Annotated in this window: 11 protein-coding genes; all 11 read left to right on the top strand. The window is 53.4% G+C overall.

The features are described 5' to 3' along the window. Window positions 1-118: 118 nt before the first annotated feature. Window positions 119-2,593, top strand: coding sequence for a glycogen/starch/alpha-glucan phosphorylase (locus P159_RS0115995; RefSeq protein ID WP_029545690.1), 2,475 nt, complete (start codon window positions 119-121; stop codon window positions 2,591-2,593). A gap of 37 nt (window positions 2,594-2,630) precedes the next feature. Then, window positions 2,631-4,664, top strand: a complete 2,034-nt coding sequence (glgB, locus tag P159_RS0115990) for a 1,4-alpha-glucan branching protein GlgB (RefSeq protein WP_029545688.1) — start codon at window positions 2,631-2,633, stop codon at window positions 4,662-4,664. Between the two features lie 49 nt (window positions 4,665-4,713). Continuing rightward, entirely contained in the window at window positions 4,714-6,174 is a 1,461-nt protein-coding gene (gene glgA, locus P159_RS0115985) for a glycogen synthase GlgA (RefSeq protein WP_029545687.1), read from the top strand. 94 nt (window positions 6,175-6,268) lie between these two features. Continuing rightward, window positions 6,269-9,724, top strand: a complete 3,456-nt coding sequence (malQ, locus tag P159_RS0115980) for a 4-alpha-glucanotransferase (RefSeq protein WP_029545684.1) — start codon at window positions 6,269-6,271, stop codon at window positions 9,722-9,724. Window positions 9,725-9,854: 130 nt separating this feature from the next. Further along, the gene (locus tag P159_RS0115975; protein WP_029545683.1) at window positions 9,855-10,550 is read left to right on the top strand and encodes a DUF2225 domain-containing protein; all 696 of its coding nucleotides are present in this window, start codon (window positions 9,855-9,857) and stop codon (window positions 10,548-10,550) included. After that, window positions 10,550-11,263: a hypothetical protein gene (locus P159_RS0115970; protein WP_029545681.1), complete on the top strand. Its 714-nt coding sequence runs from the start codon at window positions 10,550-10,552 to the stop codon at window positions 11,261-11,263. Before P159_RS0115975 ends, P159_RS0115970 begins: the two co-directional genes overlap by 1 nt. Window positions 11,264-11,330: 67 nt before the next feature. Continuing rightward, window positions 11,331-12,908 (top strand): DUF4127 family protein, encoded by a 1,578-nt coding sequence (locus P159_RS0115965; protein WP_318253650.1) that lies wholly within the window; start codon window positions 11,331-11,333, stop codon window positions 12,906-12,908. A 184-nt stretch (window positions 12,909-13,092) separates the two neighbouring features. Next, window positions 13,093-13,515: a flagellar basal body rod protein FlgB gene (gene flgB / locus P159_RS0115960; protein ID WP_029545677.1), complete on the top strand. Its 423-nt coding sequence runs from the start codon at window positions 13,093-13,095 to the stop codon at window positions 13,513-13,515. Window positions 13,516-13,541: 26 nt separating this feature from the next. Next, window positions 13,542-13,988, top strand: coding sequence for a flagellar basal body rod protein FlgC (flgC, locus tag P159_RS0115955; RefSeq protein WP_029545675.1), 447 nt, complete (start codon window positions 13,542-13,544; stop codon window positions 13,986-13,988). A 36-nt stretch (window positions 13,989-14,024) separates the two neighbouring features. Continuing rightward, window positions 14,025-14,327, top strand: a complete 303-nt coding sequence (gene fliE / locus P159_RS0115950; protein WP_029545673.1) for a flagellar hook-basal body complex protein FliE — start codon at window positions 14,025-14,027, stop codon at window positions 14,325-14,327. A 42-nt stretch (window positions 14,328-14,369) separates the two neighbouring features. After that, entirely contained in the window at window positions 14,370-15,959 is a 1,590-nt protein-coding gene (fliF, locus tag P159_RS0115945; protein WP_029545671.1) for a flagellar basal-body MS-ring/collar protein FliF, read from the top strand. Window positions 15,960-15,969: the final 10 nt, after the last annotated feature.

Raw genomic sequence — 15,969 nt, 5'->3', positions numbered from 1 at the left:
AGCCGGAAAGCGGCTGATGGGCTTTTTCACGCACTCAAGCTGTGCGAAATTTCGCACGAGGCTTTCCCAGAGGATGAATATGGCCTGGTTTTAGTTACACCGAAGGAGAGTGTTTTTGTTGGCAAAGGAAAAGAAAGTCAATAAGGTCAAGGATAAGGCTTATGAAAAGCTGAAGAACGAGCTCAAGACGCGTTTCATAACCACGGTGCACATCATGTGGGGGCGTGAGCTCCATGATCTGACCAAGAATGAGATTTACCAGACTGTGGCCTCTGTTGCCAAGCAGTACATTTCCGACAACTGGATCAAGACCAATCGCACTTATGACGAGCGTCAGGAAAAGCAGGTTTATTACTTCTCCATCGAGTTCCTGCTGGGCCGTCTCCTGAAGTCCAACCTCATCAATCTGGGTATTGAGGAGGCGGTGCAGGAGGTGCTCCAGGACGATTTCAAGCTGGAGCTTTCTGAGATTTACGAAGAAGAGCCGGATGCAGGTCTGGGCAATGGCGGCCTCGGGCGTCTGGCGGCCTGCTTCATAGATTCCATGGCAGCTCACCGCCTGGCAGGCCATGGCTGCAGCCTGCACTATCAGTTCGGCCTCTTCGAGCAGAAGATAATTGACGGCCAGCAGGCAGAGATCCCCGACAACTGGCTGAAGAACGGCTTTGCCTGGGAGTACCGCAAGGCTGATAAGGCTATCGATGTGAAGTTCTTCGGCAATGCCTATATGAAGGACCTGGGCAATGGCGAGCTGGAGCTGGTGTATGAGAACCCCACCACGGTCATGGCTGTGCCCTATGATGTTCCTGTGGTAGGCTACCATAACAATACGGTGAACAACCTGCGCCTCTGGAACGCAGAAGTAAACCGCGACTTCTCAGATTACGGCTTCATCACCCATGAACAGCTGCAGCAGAAGGAGCAGTACAGGCATTTCGTAGAGAATATAACCCGCTATCTGTATCCGGATGACAGCAGCTATGAAGGCCGCCAGCGTCGCCTGATCCAGGAGTACTTCCTGGTGTCTGCAGGGGTGCAGAGCATTGTCCGCCACTATAAGAAGACGGGCTCGGCTCTCAGCAACTTCCCCCAGAAGATCGCCCTGCATATCAATGATACCCATCCGGCTCTCATTGTGGCAGAACTCATGCGCATCTTTGTGGATGAGGAGAAGATGGAATGGGATGAAGCCTGGGCAATGGTGCGGAACACCGTGGCTTACACCAACCACACTATCCTGCCGGAAGCACTGGAAACCTGGCCGGTGGATATGTTCAAGGAGCTGCTGCCCCGCATCTACATGATCATCGAGGAGATCAACCATCGCCATCTGAACTTCGTGCGCAAGCGCTATCCAGGCGATGACAACAAGGTCCGGGCTATCTCCATCATCGAGGGTGGTCTGGTGCACATGGCGAGACTTGCCATCATCGGCTCCCACAGCGTCAACGGCGTGGCAGAGATTCATTCCATGATTCTGCAGAATACCACCCTGCGCGACTTCTATGAGCTCTATCCCCGCATGTTCAACAACAAGACCAACGGCATTACCCATCGCCGCTGGCTCATGGGGGCAAATCCAGAGCTTTCGGATCTCATTGATGAGACCATCGGCAGCCGCCGCTGGCACCGCTATCCGGAGCAGCTGGACCTTTTGAACGACTATGTGGAGGACAAGCCTTTCCTCACCAAGCTGGGGGATATCAAGACCATCAGGAAGAAGAGGCTGGCTGACTACATCAAAGAGCACAACAACGGCCTGATCCTGGATACCAATTCCATTTTCGATATCCAGGTGAAGCGCATCCATTCTTACAAGCGCCAGCTCATGAATATCCTGCATATCATGTATCAGTATGAGCGCTTGAAGAATGACACCACCTATGATATGGTGCCCACCACCTATTTCTTTGGCGGCAAGGCGGCTCCCGGCTACTTCATTGCCAAGGAAACCATCAGGCTCATCAACGCCGTAGGGGCAAAGATCAACAATGATCCCGTCACCCGTGACAGGCTTAAGGTGGCCTTTATCGAGAACTTCGGTGTGTCTTTGGGCGAAATCGTCTATCCTGCTGCCGAAATCAGCGAACAGATTTCCACTGCTTCCAAGGAAGCATCCGGCACCGGCAACATGAAATTCATGATGAACGGCGCTGTTACCCTTGGTACCCTGGACGGGGCCAACGTGGAAATCCGCGAAGCGGTGGGCGGTGATGACCACTTCATCCTCTTCGGCCTAAGGGCTGAGGAAGTGCTGGCTTACTACGCCAACGGCAGCTATTCCGCCTGGGATGAGTTCAACCAAAATGAAACTGTGCGCAATGTCATGAATCAGCTGGTGGACGGCAGGTATGGCGACTTCCGTTCCCTCTATGACTATATCCTGCAAAGCAATGATGAATTCTTCATCATGAAGGATTTCTGCGCCTACAGCGAGGCACATGAGGAAGCTATGCGCCGCTATGAGCAGCGCTTTGACTGGCTGAAGTCCTCGGCGGTGAATATCGCCAACTCCGGCAGGTTCTCCTCTGACCGCACCATTGACGAGTACGCCAATGAAATCTGGCGCGTGAAGCCCTGCATGATCAACTGATGCCAAGGTTAGCCGGTCCATACAAGGGGGATTATCCGTGAAGACTTCCGAACTCAGCGAGTTTGACCTGTACCTGTTCCATCAGGGAACCAACTATCATGCTTATGAGATGCTGGGGGCTCACTTTGAGACCCGGGAGGGGAAGGCCGGAGTGCGCTTTGCCCTCTGGGCTCCCCATGCCAAATCAGTCAGTGTGGTGGGGGATTTCAACGGCTGGGATACCCGGGTGAACCACATGGAAAAAGTGGGGGACGGGGAAATCTGGCAAGTCTTCATAGCAGGGCTGTCTGAAGGCGGCATTTACAAGTACGCCATAGAGCCGCAGTGGGGGGGACCTCATATCATGAAGGCCGACCCCTACGGCTTCTATGCGGAAAAGAAACCCCGGACAGCTTCCCGCCTGTATGATATGAGCCACTACGACTGGCAGGATGGGGAGTGGCAGGAGCAGAAGAAAAATGAGTCTTCTTACAGCCGCCCCATGCTGACCTATGAGGTTCACGCCGGTTCCTGGCGGCGCCGGGAGGACGGGGAGTACCTCTCCTACCGGGAGATGGCAGATGAGCTCATTGAGTATGTGCGCGATATGCACTATACACACATTGAGTTCATGCCCCTTTGCGAGCATCCTTTTGACGGCTCCTGGGGCTATCAGGCCACAGGTTACTATGCGGTGACCAGCCGCTATGGCACACCTGATGATTTCCGGTACCTGGTGGACAAGGCCCACCAGCATGGCATCGGCATCATCATGGACTGGGTGCCCGGCCATTTCTGCAAGGACGAGCAGGGACTCAGGCACTTTGATGGCATGAATCTCTACGAGTCTGACAATGAACAGCTGGCTGAGAACTGGGAGTGGGGCACTACCAATTTTGACTACGGCCGCACGGAGGTACAGAGCTTCCTGATTTCCAATGCCATGTTCTGGTTTGAGGAATTCCATATTGACGGCCTGCGCATAGACGCGGTGGCCAATATGCTCTATCTGGACTACGGCAGGAAGGAAGGGGAATGGCAGCCCAATAAGTACGGAGACACCGGCAATCTTGAAGCCATGGATTTTTTGAAGAAGCTCAATGAAGCCATCTTCAAATATCACCCCCAGGCCCTCATGATTGCTGAGGAGTCCACGGCCTGGCCAAATATTTCCAAGCCTGTCTACATGGGAGGCATGGGCTTCAACTACAAGTGGAACATGGGCTGGATGAACGATATGCTCAGGTATGTCAGTCTGGACCCTATCTACCGCAAGTGGAACCATGACAAGGTGACTTTTTCCTTCATGTATGCCTTTTCGGAGAATTTCGTGCTGCCCCTGTCCCATGATGAGGTTGTGCATGGCAAGTGCTCGCTGATTTCCAAGATGCCCGGGGATTACTGGCAGAAGTTTGCGGGCCTCAGAGTTTTCTTTGGCTACTGGATTGCCCACCCCGGCAAGAAGCTGCTCTTCATGGGGGGCGAGTTCGGCCAGTTCATCGAATGGAACTATGATGAGGAATTGGACTGGCATCTGGTGCAGAAGTATCCCATGCACGAAGCCATGCAGACTTATTCCAGGACCCTCAACAAGTTCTACTGTGATACCAAGGCACTCTGGCAGGTGGACTTTGATTGGGAAGGCTTCAAGTGGATTGACTGCGATGACAATGAGAACAGCGTCATTTCCTTTATCCGCAAGGCCAAGGATAGCAACGACTTCATTATCGTGCTCTGCAATTTCACCCCTGAACTCCGTGAGAGTTACCGGGTGGGGGTGCCTTCCAAGGGAATTTATGTAGAGGTATTCAACTCCGATGACAAGGGGTATGGAGGCGGCGGTGTGAGAAATGCCGGTGACCTTCAGACAGAGGATGTGCCCTGGCACGGACGTGAGCAGTCCATCACTTTGACTCTGCCGCCTTTGGCTGCGATTTTCCTCAGGGTCAAGGGCCAGGCCGGAGCGGGCTACATAGCTCCGGAAATAGAGCAGGTCACAGAAGTGAAGGGACGGGAAGATAAGGAAGCCGTCAAGGTTTCCACCGAAGCTGCCCGGAAAGAAAGCGGCGGCAAGAAGATAAAGAGTGCTTGATGAAAAAATAAATTATACCAAGGTTTACCATAAAAGGAGGACACAAGGCATGAATGTACTGTATGTAGCATCGGAAGCGGTGCCTTTTGCTAAAACCGGCGGATTGGCTGATGTGGCAGGTTCCCTTCCCAAGGCTCTGCGCCTGGAGGGAGTTGATGTTCGGGTCATTATGCCCAAGTTTGGCAAAATCCCCGAGGAATACCGCTCCAAGATGGAACATGTCTATGATGGCGAGATAAACGTGGCCTGGCGCACGAAGTTCGTGGGCCTGGAGAAGCTGGAATACGAGGGTGTTACCTATTATTTTGTGGATAATGAGGAATACTACAACCGGGAAGGCTTCTATGGCTACGATGATGATGCAGAAAGGTTCTCCTTCTTCTGCCGTGCGGTGCTCTGCCTCCTGCCTGCCATGGATTTCTGGCCGGACATCATCCACAGCAATGACTGGCACGCAGGCCTTATCAGCGTGTTCCTGAAGCTGGAGCATAAGGATGATGAGCGCTATGAGAGGATTCGCACCCTCTACACTATCCACAACCTGAAGTATCAGGGTGTCTTCCCCAAGGATGTCATGGCCGATGTGCTGGCGCTGGACTGGAAGTATTTCAACAATGGCGACCTGGAGTTCTACGATGCGGTGAACTTCATGAAGGGCGGCATCATTTATTCCGACTTCATTTCCACCGTCAGCAAGACTTATGCCCAGGAAATCCAGTACGGCTATTTTGGCGAGCATCTGGACGGCCTGCTGCGCAGCCGCAAGGATGACCTCTTTGGCATCGTCAATGGCCTTGACTATGATACTTACAATCCCCGCACGGACAAGAATCTCTTTGAGACTTACGATGTGGAGGATCCTTCCCGCAAGGCTGACAACAAGACGGAGCTCCAGAATCTCTTGGGCCTGCCCAACAAGCGTCAGGTGCCCATGGTAGCACTTGTTTCCCGCCTGGTGGCTGCCAAGGGCATGGATCTCATCGTGCGCATGATGGATGAGATACTCCTGCATGAGGATATCCAGTTCGTGCTGCTGGGTACTGGCGACAAGGTTTACGAGGACTGGTTCAAGGGGCTGGCATGGCGCTATCCCAACAAGGTTTCCGTGAACATTTATTTCTCCAACCAGCTGGCTCAGCGCATCTATGCGGCAGCTGATATCTTCCTCATGCCTTCCAACTACGAGCCTTGCGGCATTGGCCAGCTCATAGCCCTGCGCTATGGCGCTATTCCGGTGGTTCGTGAAACGGGCGGTCTCAAGGATACCGTAGTGCCTTATGATAAATATACCAAGCAGGGCAACGGTTTTGTCTTCTCGGATTACAACGCCCATGAAATGATGTATTCACTTAAACGTGCACTCTCAGCTTATGAGAATCCTGGGGAATGGCGCCAGATCGTGAACAACGCCATGACTTCCGACTACAGCTGGGCAGAGTCGGCCAGGGAATACAAGCAGCTCTATGAGAAGCTGCTGGCCAAGGAAGCTCCCGGGGGCAAGACGGAGTAAGTGAAGCAGTGAAATACGGGGCGGTCTGCAGGCCGCCCTTTTTCGCATAAAGGTACCTGGCAGAGGTCTGGATAAGATAAGGGAGGGTGAGAGAATGCTGGATAGACATAATGTCGAGCATAATTCCCATAACGTCTATTATCGTTCAACCATCGGGGCGGCGGAAGCCGGTTCCAAGGTGAAGCTGGGGATAAGGATACATACGGAGCTTGCCATCAAGCAGGTGCTGCTGCGCCTGTGGCAGGAGCGCAAGGGAGAGACTCTTGTCACTTTGCAGGACAAAAACCATGCAGAGGGTTCGGCGGATCATTTCTACAGCACAGAGCTGGAAATGCCCGAAAAGGGCTGTCTCCTCTGGTATTATTTCATTATCAATACCTCACAGGGTACCTGTTACTATGGCAACAATCCGGAGATGCTGGGGGGCAAGGGGGACGTCTATGACACGGTGCCCTACTCCTATCAGATCACGGTTTATAACAAGGGGGCAAAGACGCCGGACTGGTTCAAGCACAGTGTCATGTACCAGATTTTTCCGGACCGCTTCCACCGCCACGGGGACAAGCTAATCCCCAAGAAGGGGGCGGTATACCATGCCAACTGGGAAGACGAGCCATGTTACTACAAGGATCCGGATACAAAGGAAATCGTGGCCTATGATTTCTTCGGCGGGAATTTCAAGGGCATAGAGGAGAAGCTTGACTACCTGAAGGAACTGGGGATTTCCGTCATTTACATGAACCCGGTCTTTGAGTCGGAGAGCAATCATCACTATGATACTGGCGACTATCATAAGGTAGATCCGATTCTCGGCACCAACGAGGATTTCAGGCATCTCATCGAGGCTGCCAAAGAGAAGGGCATCCGCATCATCATTGACGGTGTTTTCAGCCATACGGGCAGCAACAGTCGTTATTTCAACCGCAAGGGTGAATATGATACAGTGGGGGCTTATCAGTCCAAGGATTCGCCCTATTATGACTGGTTCTGCTTCCGCAACTGGCCCCATGAGTATGACAGCTGGTGGGATTTCAATACCCTGCCCAATGTGCAGGAAACCACGCCTTCCTATATGGACTTCATTATCACAGGCAAGGACAGTGTGCTCCATCACTGGATGAAGGAAGGGGTAATGGGCTGGCGCCTTGATGTCATCGACGAGCTGCCGGAGCCTTTCTCCCAGAGCTTCTATGCGGAGCTCAAGAAAACAAATCCTGAGGCCGTGATGATTGGCGAGGTCTGGGAGGATTGCTCCCACAAGGTAGCCTATGGGGTGCCCAGGGAATACCTCTGCGGTCAGGAAATGGATTCTGCCATGAACTATCCCTTCCGGGAAATCATCTTCGATTTCCTGATGGGGCGGGTGGACGGAAATCTGGCGCTTCGCAGGCTTACCAGCATGATTGAGAATTACCCCAGGGAAAATCTATACGCCATGATGAACCTCATTGGCAGCCATGATGTGCACAGGGCTATCACCTATCTGGGCGAAGCTCCTTACTATGACGGCATGCCTGCCGTCGAGCAGTCCCGGGCCAAAATGGATCATGTCCACTATTCCCTGGGCAAGGCACGGCTCCTCATGGCAGCTGCCTGGCAGATGACCTATCCCGGGGTGCCCTGCATCTACTACGGGGATGAGATAGGCATGGAGGGGTTCAAGGATCCCTACAACCGCCGTCCCTACAAGTGGAGCGGGGGAGATGAAGAGATACAGGACTTCTACAGGAAGCTCATCAAGCTGCGCAATGAGAATCAGGTTTTGCAGACAGGGATGATCCTGCCTCTTTACGCTTCCGGCAACGTCATTGCTTATACCCGGGTCATACGGGGAGGCAAGGATGTGTTCGGGGCACCGGCAGAGGATGGCGTCTTCATCATCGCCTTCAACCGCAATGCAGAGTGGGAGCACATAGATATCGATGTCAGCGATTTCGTGTCCGGGGAACTGGAGGATGTGCTCTCGGAACGCAGGGAGCGCTATACCGTGGTGCGGGGACGTCTCCACCTGAAGCTGCAGGATCTGAAGCCGCTGGTGCTCAAAGCGGTCAAGCCTGTCAGGAAGTATCCCCGCCAGGCTGGCGTGCTCCTGCATCCCACCTGCCTGCCCTCAAAGTATGGCATCGGTGATTTTGGCAAGGAGGCTTACAAGTTTATCGATTTCCTGCATGAAGCGGGCCAGACTGTCTGGCAGATACTGCCGCTGGGGCCTGTGGGCTTTGGCTATTCACCCTATCAGTCACCCTCGGCTTTTGCAGGCAATCCCCTGCTGATTGACATCGATGAGCTTATTGAGAAAAAGTGGATTACTGCCAGCGAGGCCAAGCTTCCTTATGCCGGAGGAAGTTCCTTCGTGGACTTTGAGCGGGTGCAGGCTTTCAAGGCCAAGTGCCTGAAGAAAGCCTATGCCAAGTTTGCCAAGGAAGCAGCCAAGGACGGGGAGTATGAAGCTTTCTGCCAGAGGGAGGCCTACTGGCTGGATGATTATGCCCTCTTCATGGCCATCAAGAAGGACCAGAAAGGAGCTTCCTGGATTGATTGGCCCAAGACACTGAAACACAGGGACAAGCAGGCTATGAAGGTCATAGCCGGAAAACTTCACGAGACTGTGGGCTACGAGAAGTTCCTGCAGTATATTTTCCATACCCAGTGGCAGAAGCTCCATGATTACGCCCGTGACCACGGCGTCTCCATCATGGGAGATATGCCCATCTTCATTTCCCATGACAGTGCTGATGCCTGGGCCAACCAGAAGCTCTTTGACCTGAATCCCGATGGCACGGCCAAGACCGTGGCGGGAGTACCGCCTGATTACTTCAGCGCCACAGGCCAGCTCTGGGGCAACCCCCAGTATAACTGGCAGGCCATGGAAGCTGAGAATTATGACTGGTGGAAGAAGCGCTTCAGGAAGCTTTACGGGCTGGTGGATATCGTGCGCATCGACCACTTCCGTGGCTTTGAGTCATACTGGGAGGTGGATGGCAAGGCGGAAACTGCCATCAATGGCCGTTGGGTGAAGGGACCATGCAAGCCTTTCTTTGATGAAATCAAAAGCAGCCTGGGCCATATGCCTATCGTGGCAGAGGATTTGGGCATCATCACCGATGAGGTGGAGGCCCTGCGGGATGCCTGCGACTTCCCGGGCATGAAGGTGCTGCACTTCGCCCTCCACTTCGGTGAGATGGGCCGCTTTGGCTTTGTGGCTCCGGAGAACAGCATTGTCTACACCGGCACCCACGACAATAACACCACCGTGGGCTGGTACAATCATGATATTGATGATGCCATGAAAGTCGCCGTGGCATACCTCTTGGAGGCACGTCCTGACAGGCCCAGGGAAATCTGCGAGCGCCTGGTGGAGTTTGCCTACGCCAGCGATGCCCGCCTGGCCATGGTGCCCATGCAGGACCTGCTGGGACTTGATGAGCGCAACCGCATGAACACGCCTGGCACGGTGGGCTTCAACTGGAAGTGGTGCCTGAAGCCAGGCTATCTGATGGAAGTTGATGTAGAAAGGCTCAAAGAGCTCTGCGTGCGATATGAGCGCTGACAGGCTCCGGGCCTAAAGGACAGAGGATTGCTGCCAGCAGCAATCCTCTAATGCTCTCTAATTCAATTTTTCATGAATATGTGGTATGCTATTATGGCGGTGAAAATTTAATAGATGGGAGGTTCTTTTGATGAGCGAATATACCTTTGTGGTGGAGAAAAAATGCCCTATCTGTGGCAAGATGACCCGGGTTTCCAAGACCAAGGCACGGCTCATTACCCTCAGCACTGATGAGGATATGTGCGTCCACTATAGAGACTTCAATCCCTACTATTACAAAATCTGGTTCTGTGAGCACTGCGGCTTTGCGGCTGAGGAAAAAATCTTTGTGGGCAATATGCCTGCCAAGCACAAGGAAAAGATAGCTGAGTTCCTGGCCAACAAGAGGATGGCGCTGGAATTCATGGAGGAGCGGGGCAAGGCTGAGGCGGTGGCTTCCTTCAAGCTGGGTATCTTCTACGCGGAAATGCTGGAGGCTTCCCTGAATCGCCGGGCAGGCCTCTATCTCATGCTGGCCTGGATCTACCGCGATGCCGGCGAACGTGAGAACGAGGTAGAAATGCTGGGGCGGGCGGCGGAACTTTACGACAAGTCCCTCACCACGGAAATGTATCCTCTGAATGGCATGTCAGACGGTCTCTGCATGTACCTCATTGGAGCTATTTATTACCGCATGGGTGAGATTGAGAAATCCACCCAGTATCTCTCAAGGATTATCGGAGATAATAATATCAGGTCTAATGACCCGAAACTCTACGACAAGACCCGCAACCTCTGGGAGGATGTGCGGGCTGCCAAGAAGGAGAGCAAGGAGGAAGGCAGTTAATGGATTTACCAGCAGCCTGGGTGGAGCAGGTTCAGAAGATTGATTGGGGAGAACTCAGGGAAAAGGTGCAGGATTACGGCCCCGCCCTCAAGGTGGTGCGCGGCACCTGGTCCAGGGAAAGTCTGAAGGAAATCAGCGAGGGCAAGCTCTTCGTGCCTGATGAGGTCATCAATGAAGCCCTCATGCAGGGATTGCAAAAGAAGCCTCAGCAGGGACTGGACAGGCTGGCGCTTCATTCTCACGAGAATGGGAAGCTGGATATCGAAGCTTCTACCCAAAAGGGAGAATTGAAGCTGTCCGGGAAAATCAAAGAGTTCATTCACCAGGGAGACAAGACCTATATGGTCTACCAGGTGCAGCAGAAAAAAATGCCGGGCCATGGCCTCATGTCCTGGATTTTCTCCCGGGTTTCCCTGTCCATGGTGGAGCGCATGGTGGGGAAGGCAGATGCCTTTGACAATCTGCCTGTGGACATCCGCCACAATGATGTGAAGGTGGACTGCGGTCAGGTGCTGGCTGCTTCTACTTTTGGCCAGACCCGCTTCCACGGCCACAGGCTGCTGGATATGATTGAAATAAAAGGTGCCACTCCCAAGGAAAACGGCATAGAGTTCCAGACGGAACTGCATATACCGGATGATGTGAAAGATGACCTGAAGGGCCTTCTCAAAGGCAAAGGGGAGGAGATAAAGGCAGGAAATGATGGGAAGTAAAATGAGGATTACAGCAGGGAAAAATTTCATGAAAGCAGCGGCAGCACTGGTGGGGGCTGCCCTGCTTATGATGCCTTTGGCAGGTGAGGCGCGGAAGAAAGTAGAAAACCCCGTGCCCAAGATCATCTATGTGCCCCACGACAATCGCCCCATTTCCAACAAGCAGACGGCGGAAGTGGTGGAAAAAATCGGCTATCAGGTGGTGGTGCCGCCGGATGAAAAGCTGGGGAACCGTACCAATCTGGGGAATCCTGAAGTGCTCTGGCAGTGGCTGGAGGAAAACTCTGAGGAAGCAGATGCGGCAGTGATTTCCTCTGATGCCATGCTTTACGGCAGCCTGGTGGGCTCCCGCAAGCATAATTTCTCCCAGGCAGAGGTGGAGGCCAGAGTAAAACGCTTCAGGGAATTTCGCGCGAATCATCCCAACATGCAGCTCTATGTCTTCAGTTCCATCATGCGCACTCCCAGGAATGGTGAGGCCTCAGGTCATGAGGAACCGGATTATTACAGGCGTTATGGGGCTGACATCTTCAGGTATACGGGGCTGAAGGACAAGGAAGAAACGGAGGGCCTTACTTCCCGGGAACGCAAGGAAGTGTCATTCCTGGAGCGGCTGATACCCAAAAAAGACCTTCAGGACTGGCTGGGACGCCGGAAGAAGAACTACGCTGCCAATGAAAGCCTGATGAAACTGGCAGGCAACAACACCTTCAATTATCTGGTGCTGGGCAGGGATGATAACGCCCCCCTGTCCCAGACTCATCTGGAGAGCCGTCATCTGTTGGCTGCGGCCGGAAAGCTGGATGCATCCAAGTTCCAGGCCATGGCAGGCATTGATGAGATAGGCATGCTCCTCATGGCCCGGGCGGTAAATGACATCAGGCGTGAAGTTCCCTTTGTTTACGTTCGGTACAACTGGGGTCGTGGCGCAAAGACCATCCCCGCCTATTCTGACGAAACCATGGGGGCTTCCATTGATTCTGCCATCAACGCAAGCGGCGGCTTGCAGGTGAATTCCCCGGAGAAGGCCGACCTGGTGCTGGTGGTCAATACCAATCCCAATGGCAAGACTTATGAGGCCAACTGGCGCAGCAATGACGGCAGTTCCCGGGAGGGCACTGACTACTTCATGGACCTGGTGAGTGACTATGTGGGCAAGGGATATCCGGTAGCCATAGCTGATGTGGCCTATGCCAACGGTTCTGACAACGCCCTGATGGAGAATCTCAGGAAGAAGGATATGCTCTTCAAGATCAAGGCTTATGGAGGCTGGAACACTCCTACCAACAGCTCAGGCTTTGTCATCGGCGAGGGCATGCTGGTGAAGTACATGAAGGAAGATGCGGTGACTGACCTGTTGCTGACCCGTTATCTGGATGATTGGGCTTATCAGGCCAATGTCAGGAATACCATTGCCCGCCAGCTCACCTGGCTGCGGGGTGACGGGGTCTACGGCAGTTTGGACAGCAAGCGCCAGGCAGTATCTGAAAGGTCCGCCCGCATGATGCAGCGCTTTGTGGATAGCAATTTTCCTCCCTTTGAATCCCTCAGGGAGATTGAGGTGCGCTTCCCCTGGAACCGCATGTTTGAGGCAGATGTCGTCCACGCCAAAGAACTTTATCCTATGGATTATCTGAAACATTGACGGAATTAAGGTTGTTCTCTTTGAGAATGGCCTTATTTTTTTACAAAAAAGGGATAAATCAAATATCAACAGGAAAAAAATCTTGCCTTGGGCAGGATAAAAGGGCATCGTGTAGAAAATAAATCCTTAGAAGTCTATACATGGGGGCACTTATGCGCTAAGATGAGAGGAAGTGAAGCTTGTCATGCTGGAACAGATCACCAATTCCCCCAATATGAACTACCTGTCCCGGGGGATGCAGGCAGCGACCATGAGGCATGAGGTAATCAGCGACAATATAGCCAACGTCAATACGCCTAAGTTCAAGCGCAGCTATGTGCGTTTTGAGGAGCTGCTGGCCAAGGAGCTTCATCTTGACGACGAGCAGGGAAAGCTGGATATAGTCCGCACCCATGACCGTCACCTGCCCATTCCCATGCGGGGGGCAGCGCAGCCTGTCATAGAGCGCGATGATACCACCACTATGAGAGTGGACCACAACAATGTGGACATCGATGTGGAAATGGCCAACATGGCCAAGAACCAGCTGTATTACAATGCCATGGCAACCCAGCTGGGAGGTTTTGTCACCAAGATGAAGAACGTCATTACCAGCGGGCAGAACTAAGCTGTAAGAAAGCAAGAGGTACTATCATGAGCATGTTCCTGGGGATAGATACGGCAGCCTCCGGCCTCACCGCCGAGCGGCTGCGCATGGATGTGATTTCCAACAATATCGCCAATGCCAACACTACCAGGACGGAGCGGGGAGGAGCTTACCATCGCCGCTTCGTGGTCTTTGAGCCCCGGGGGACGGGGAAGAAGACTTTCAATGATTTCCTGGAAAGGTCAATGGACAAGCTGAAAGCCGGCGAAGGCGTCAGGGCCGTGATGATCAGGGAGGATAATGAACAGGGGCCCCTGGTGTATGACCCCGGCCACCCGGATGCCAATGCTGAGGGGTATGTGGAAAGGCCCAATGTGAACGTGGTGGCGGAGATGGTGGACATGATTACCGCCTCCCGGGCCTATGAAGCTAATACTACCAGTATCAACGCCGCCAAGTCCATGTACAGCAAGGCTCTGGATATGAGCAAATAACAGAGTTCCTAAGGTCCGAAGGGGGAGGGGATAGTTATGGAAATAGAACCTTTGCAGATGACACCGGTGAGCATGCACGCCACCAGCCATTTAGGGGAAATGGAAAAGCCTGAGGAAGTGAAGAGCTTTGCCGAATACCTGAAGGGGGCCTTGAAAGAGGTAAACAATCTGCAAATAGAATCCGACCGCCAGAACGCCCTTCTGGCCGCTGGCAGAGCAGAGGATATATCGCAAGTCGTAGTAGCGGCCCAAAAGGCCGAGCTTGCCCTGCAGCTGACCCTTCAGCTGCGCAACAAGGCTACGCAGGCCTATCAGGAAATCATGCGCATGCAGGTTTGACCTTGTATAGGGCTTAAATGATGACGCGAAGGGATTGAGACCATGGGAGATTGGAAAGAGCGGTATCTGGCGCTGTGGGAGAAATTCACCAAAAGACAGCGTTATATCATGTTAGGATCCGCTTTGGCTCTCCTCTTTGTCATACTGGGGATAAGTTTCTGGTATGGCAGCAAGCCGGATATGGTGCCTTTGTTTACAGGCATGGAAACCAAGGATGCCGGCGAGGTGGCAGCAAAGCTTAAAGAAAGCAAAATAGAATATGAGATACAGGAAACGAAGCTGGGAACCAATATCCTTGTACCGTCCAAGAATGTGCATGATGCAAGGCTTGATCTGTCCACCCAGGGCCTGCCCCGGGGACAGAAGGGCTTTGAAATCTTTGATGACAGCAAACTGGGAGTCACAGAGTTCCAGAACAAGGTGAACTATCTGCAGGCCCTCCAGGGGGAGCTCACCCGCACCATCGAGCAGATTGCAGCGGTGGAAAAGGCCCGGGTGCACATAGTGCTGCCGGAGGACAGCCTCTACAAGAAGAATGAGAAGCCTGCCACGGCTTCCATCATGTTGAGGCTCCGTCCCAACATCGAGCTTTCCAAGAAGGAAATCAAGGGCATTGTGAACCTGGCTGCCCACAGCATTCAGGGCTTGCAGCCTGAGAATATCACCATTGTGGATGATACTGGGCAGATTCTCAATGACCCTGATGAAAATGAAGAGCAGAGCGTCAAGCAGAAAACCATGACCCAGCTGGAAATGACCAGGAAGGTCCAGGACAACATCCAGAAGAATGTCCAGAGCCTTTTGGATCAGTCCCTGGGCGAAGGCAGGGCTTTTGCCAGGGTCAGTGTGGAGCTTGACTTCGATGACAGGCAGACGGACCGCCAGACTTTCACCCCTGTGGTGGACGAATCCGGCATCATCCGCAGCCAACAGGATATCAACGAGACATATGAGGGTACTTCCAACAATCCGGGAGGCCCTGCCGGCGTTGAATCGAATGTGCCGGGCTATGTAGCCCAGGAAGGCACGGCCAATGCCAACTATGAGAAAAAGGAATCCACGAAAAATTACGAGATAAATGAAGAGAAGCAGCGCACAGTGGCTTCTCCCGGCTCCATCAAGCGCCTGACGGTGGCGGTGCTGGTGAATGATGACATCAATACCACTCAGCAGGAGAGCATCATGCGCAGCGTGTCCAGCGCAGCCGGCATCAATGCCGAGCGCGGTGACACCATCTCCGTGGAGCCCCTGCCCTTCAGCACCGAGGCCGCAGACCGCAGGGCTGCTGCCGAACAGGCTGAGAAGGACCGTCAGGACCGCATCTTCTACATGCAGGTGGGCATTCCCCTCCTCATCATCGTCCTCATTGCCTTCGCCCTTTACATGCGGCGCCGCAAGAGGCTGCAGGAGGAGGCAGCAGCTGCAGAAGCTGCCCGTCTGGCTCAGGAGGAAGAGGAGAAGCGGATTGCTGCAGAGAGGGCGGCACTGGTGGAAGCAGGAGAAATCGAGGAAGAAGAACTTACCGAGGAGGAGCAGAGGCAGCTCTCAGAAAAGCAGACGCTGCAGCAGCTTATCGACCAGAAACCGGCGGAGGTTGCTATGCTCATCAAGACCTGGCTTGCGGAGGAATGATGGCTTATGG

This window comes from Selenomonas sp. AB3002 (assembly GCF_000702545.1).
Lineage (GTDB): Bacteria > Bacillota > Negativicutes > Selenomonadales > Selenomonadaceae > Selenomonas_B > Selenomonas_B ruminantium_A.
The sequence above is the reverse complement of the archived record's forward strand: the minus strand, read 5'-3'. Positions and strand labels throughout refer to the sequence as shown.

Bases quoted from the DNA above. Each gene is read 5' to 3' on its own strand.
- glgA (WP_029545687.1), top strand. From the start codon at position 4,714: ATGAATGTACTGTATGTAGCATCGGAAGCGGTGCCTTTTGCTAAAACC.
- malQ (WP_029545684.1), top strand. From the start codon at position 6,269: ATGCTGGATAGACATAATGTCGAGCATAATTCCCATAACGTCTATTAT.
- P159_RS0115975 (WP_029545683.1), top strand. From the start codon at position 9,855: ATGAGCGAATATACCTTTGTGGTGGAGAAAAAATGCCCTATCTGTGGC.
- P159_RS0115970 (WP_029545681.1), top strand. From the start codon at position 10,550: ATGGATTTACCAGCAGCCTGGGTGGAGCAGGTTCAGAAGATTGATTGG.
- P159_RS0115965 (WP_318253650.1), top strand. From the start codon at position 11,331: ATGATGCCTTTGGCAGGTGAGGCGCGGAAGAAAGTAGAAAACCCCGTG.
- flgB (WP_029545677.1), top strand. From the start codon at position 13,093: ATGCTGGAACAGATCACCAATTCCCCCAATATGAACTACCTGTCCCGG.
- flgC (WP_029545675.1), top strand. From the start codon at position 13,542: ATGAGCATGTTCCTGGGGATAGATACGGCAGCCTCCGGCCTCACCGCC.
- fliE (WP_029545673.1), top strand. From the start codon at position 14,025: ATGGAAATAGAACCTTTGCAGATGACACCGGTGAGCATGCACGCCACC.
- fliF (WP_029545671.1), top strand. From the start codon at position 14,370: ATGGGAGATTGGAAAGAGCGGTATCTGGCGCTGTGGGAGAAATTCACC.